The following is a 3,586-nucleotide window of genomic DNA, read 5'->3' on the forward strand; positions in this document are numbered from 1 at the left end:
CCCCTCTGTCCTGCCGGACATCTCCCCCTCTAGGGGGGAGATTGCGCCGTCACCGATGGTTTCGCCAATCTCCGGTGTTGTTAAGGAAAAGCCGGCGTCGAAGCTGCCAATCTCCCCCCCTGAGGGGGAGATGTCCGGCAGGACAGATCGGGGCGCCTCGCGCAAACTCGTCGAGCATAGCCAACCCGCCAGGGACACTAATTGCCTCTCCGATAAATCCCTTGCGTGAGCCTCGCGGCCTTTCTCTGCAACCATCCTTAGAGCTGCAACGGCAATATCGCGCGCCGCACCTTGATCGGCAAACGCCAGCGGCCTCGCATTCCTCCCGTCGCCCGCGACAGACACCCGCCACCGAACTCCCGCATCGGTGCGCGTTGCAGCAAGCCGCAGGTCGGCCGTGACCGCATCCATGGTGAGTTGCCCGCAGCCGTCCACAACGACCGACACCTTCGGTCCTAGGCGCTGTACGAGCCCAGCTTCTTCGATCGCAGCCCTGATACGTTCAGCCAGCGGCCGGGGGTCGGCAATCTCTTGCGGATCAATGCCTGCCAGCGGCCCGGTCTCGACCGGCACGCCGGTGCGAACCGCGATATCAAGCGCATCGACCTCCGCCGCCAGCAGCGCAGCACTTTGCGCCGTCAGGCCGCGTATCTGCAAACTGCCGCGCGCGGTGACTTCCATGATGCCATTGCCGTGCCGCAAAGCGGATTCGGCTAGTCCGATCAACGACTCTGGCGACATTCCCCCAGCAACCGGGTTGAGCCGCACCAGCAGGCCGTCGCCGGTTTGCATCGGTGCCGACAAAGCCGGACAGGCGCCGCGGCGCGAGAAGGCGCTCATGCCGCCACCCCAAGTGCTTCTGCCTCGGCGATCAGGGCTGCGAGATCGTCGTCGATGGAATTGCGCAAGGGATGCCAGAGACTACGCCGGCGCGCCGACAGGAAGCGTTCGGCAATGATTTTTGCCGCGGCGGGGTTCTCGCGCAGGATGAAGGCGCGGACCATGGGATCGCCTAGATAGGCATCATGAACCGCCTCGATCAGCGTTCCCGAAATGGCGTGCGTGGTTTCGGCGAAGCCGACCAGCCGGTCGACGGTTTCGGCGAATTCGGAGGCGCCGCGCGGGCCGTGGCGCATCTGGCCTGATATGAAGCGTGGATGGACGGCGCGGGCACGCACGACGCGCGCTACGGCCTCACTGATCGAGCGTGGCTTCGGCTTTTGCGGGTCCGTGGTGTCGAGCACGATGACGTCGGCATTCCTACCGAGCGCCGCAACTGCTGCGGAAAAGCCGCCGATGAAGGCGACATCGGCGGAGCCCTCGAGGATGTCGCGGCCGGGGTCGTCGCCGGTGTGGACGAGAAGATCGGCTTCGGCGATGCGGCCCTCGAAAACGCCGGGCGCGGAGATGCCTTCGCCCCCGGCGCCGCCATAGGCGTGCGATGTAGCGTCGAGATAGGCGCGGCCGATTTCGTCGCGCGCGCTCCAGTCGCCGGAGGACATGAGATCCTCGACGCCGGCGCCATAGGTGCCGGGCGAGGTGCCGAAAATGCGCGGGCTGATCTTGCCGTCGGCGCGGGTTTTGGCCGCGAGCGGGTTTTCCGAATCGTCCTCGTCGCGCGCGGCAACCGCGTTGGCTGCGGCATCGATCAGCGCGATTTGGGTCGGGAACATGTCGCGGAACAGGCCTGATATGCGCCATGTGACATCGACGCGTGGCCTTCCGAGCGTGGCCGGCGGCAGCACTTCGATGCCGGTGATGCGGCCGGTGGCCAAATCCCATTGCGGCCGGCAGCCCATCAGCGCCAGGCCTTGAGCGATCTCCTCGCCGCCGGTGCGCAGCGATGCCGAGCCCCAGAGATCGATGACCAGCGAGCGTGGCCAGTCGCCATGCGACTGCATGTAGCCGCGCACGACTTCCTCCGCCGCTGCCCTGCCCAAATCATAGGCGGTCGGCGTCGGCATGGTGCGCGGGTCCGAGGTGAACAAATTGCGGCCGGTGGGCAAGACGTCCGAGCGGCCGCGCGCAGGCGCGCCGGCCGGACCGGCCTTGACGTGGCCGCCATCGAGCGCGGCAAGCAGCGCCGCCTTCTCGGCTTCAGCGCTCTGGCGGCGCATGGCGTCGGGCTCATCCTCCGGAGCGCGGCCATAGATATGCAGCCCGTCCTTGATGGCGAAATCCTTGAGATCGCAAAGCCAGGCGTCGATGCGGCGCAGCGCCTCGTCCGGCGCGTCGGTCGTGGCGACGCCGGCTTCGGAGGCGAGACCGGTTTTTTGCGCGGTGTCGACGATCAGTTTCGCCAGTCGGTCACGGCGGCGACGGTCGAGCCCGTCGGCCTGGGCATATTCATCGACCAGCCGCTCGAGCTTGTGCTGGTTTTCGTTCAGCCCGGCGCCGGTCAGCGGTGGCGGCAAATGGCCAAGGGTGACGGCGGCAATGCGCCGCTTGGCCTGCGCCGCTTCGCCCGGGTTGGAGACGATGAAGGGATAGATGACGGGCAGGGGACCGGTGACGATCTCCGGAAAGCAGTTTTCCGACAGAGCAACGGTTTTGCCCGGCAGCCATTCAAGCGTGCCATGGGCGCCGACATGGACCAGCGCGTGGACGCCGAGCGACTTGCGCAGCCAGAGGCCGAAGGCGATCAGCGCATGGCGCGGGGGCAGCGTCGGGTCGTGGTAGTCGGCGCGGCGGTCGACGGAGCGGCCGCGGTCGGGGGCGAGGGCGATGGTGACGTTGCCGAAGGTGGCGGCGCGGAAGGGGAAGCTTCCGCGCAAACCTGTTTCGTCTTCCGCTTTGCCCCAAGCGGCTTCGACCGCAGTGATTGCCGCAGTCGGCAACTCCGTCGAGAAGGCAATGTAGTTATCTAAGGCCAATCCAGTATCGCTGGCTTCCAGCAAATCCAGCAACCCACGCGGCGTCTGCGGAATCCCCTCAATCACATAGCCCTGCTCCTTCAGGTCATGCAGCATGGCGAGCACGCTGGACGGCACGTCGAGGCCCACGGCATAGCCGGTTCGACCAGGGGCACTGGGATAATCCGGGATCAGGATCGCCAGCTTGCGCCCGGCGCGGGGTGTCTCCTGCAACTTGATGAAGGCCGCGACGCGGTCAGCGACCTGCGCCACGCGATCCGGTTCCGGCCGGTTGGCGAAGGCGCGGTGGCCAAGCGCGGGATCGGTCTCGGTCTCGCCCTTGAAGGAAATGGCGCCGGCGAGGACGCGGCCGTCGAGTTCGGGCAGCACGACATGCATGGCGAGGTCGGCGGGTGCCAGGCCACGCTGGTTGTTTTGCCAGATGTCGCGGCGGGTGGTGGCGACGATGACCTGGAAGACAGGCACGCCGGCGCGGTCGAACAGCGTTTCGATGCCGGGTTCGGCGCCTGAGGCGAAAGCGGTCGCGGTGATGATGGCGGCGGGCTTCAGCGCCGTCAGTGCTGTTTGCACGAATGCCAGGGATGCCGGGTCCTTGAGGCTGGAGACGAAGATCGGGACTGGGTCGATGCCGCGCTGCCGCAGCGCTTCAACAAGCGCATCGATGGGCGCGACATCGGCGGCCAGCAGCATCGAGCGATAGAACAGGATGGGGA

General features: G+C 66.7%; 2 protein-coding genes. Both read right to left on the bottom strand.

Going from position 1 to position 3,586, the window contains the following annotated elements:
* Positions 1-840: precorrin-3B synthase (cobG, locus tag EN925_RS28110; RefSeq protein ID WP_128337079.1), on the bottom strand; the 840-nt coding region annotated here is incomplete at its 3' end.
* Positions 837-3,586 (bottom strand): cobaltochelatase subunit CobN (gene cobN / locus EN925_RS28115; RefSeq protein ID WP_128337080.1); only part of this gene is annotated, 2,750 nt, incomplete at its 5' end. The genes cobN and cobG, both read right to left, overlap by 4 nt.

It is taken from the genome of Mesorhizobium sp. M7A.F.Ca.US.006.04.2.1 (assembly GCF_004022915.1).
GTDB classification, from domain to species: domain Bacteria; phylum Pseudomonadota; class Alphaproteobacteria; order Rhizobiales; family Rhizobiaceae; genus Mesorhizobium; species Mesorhizobium ciceri.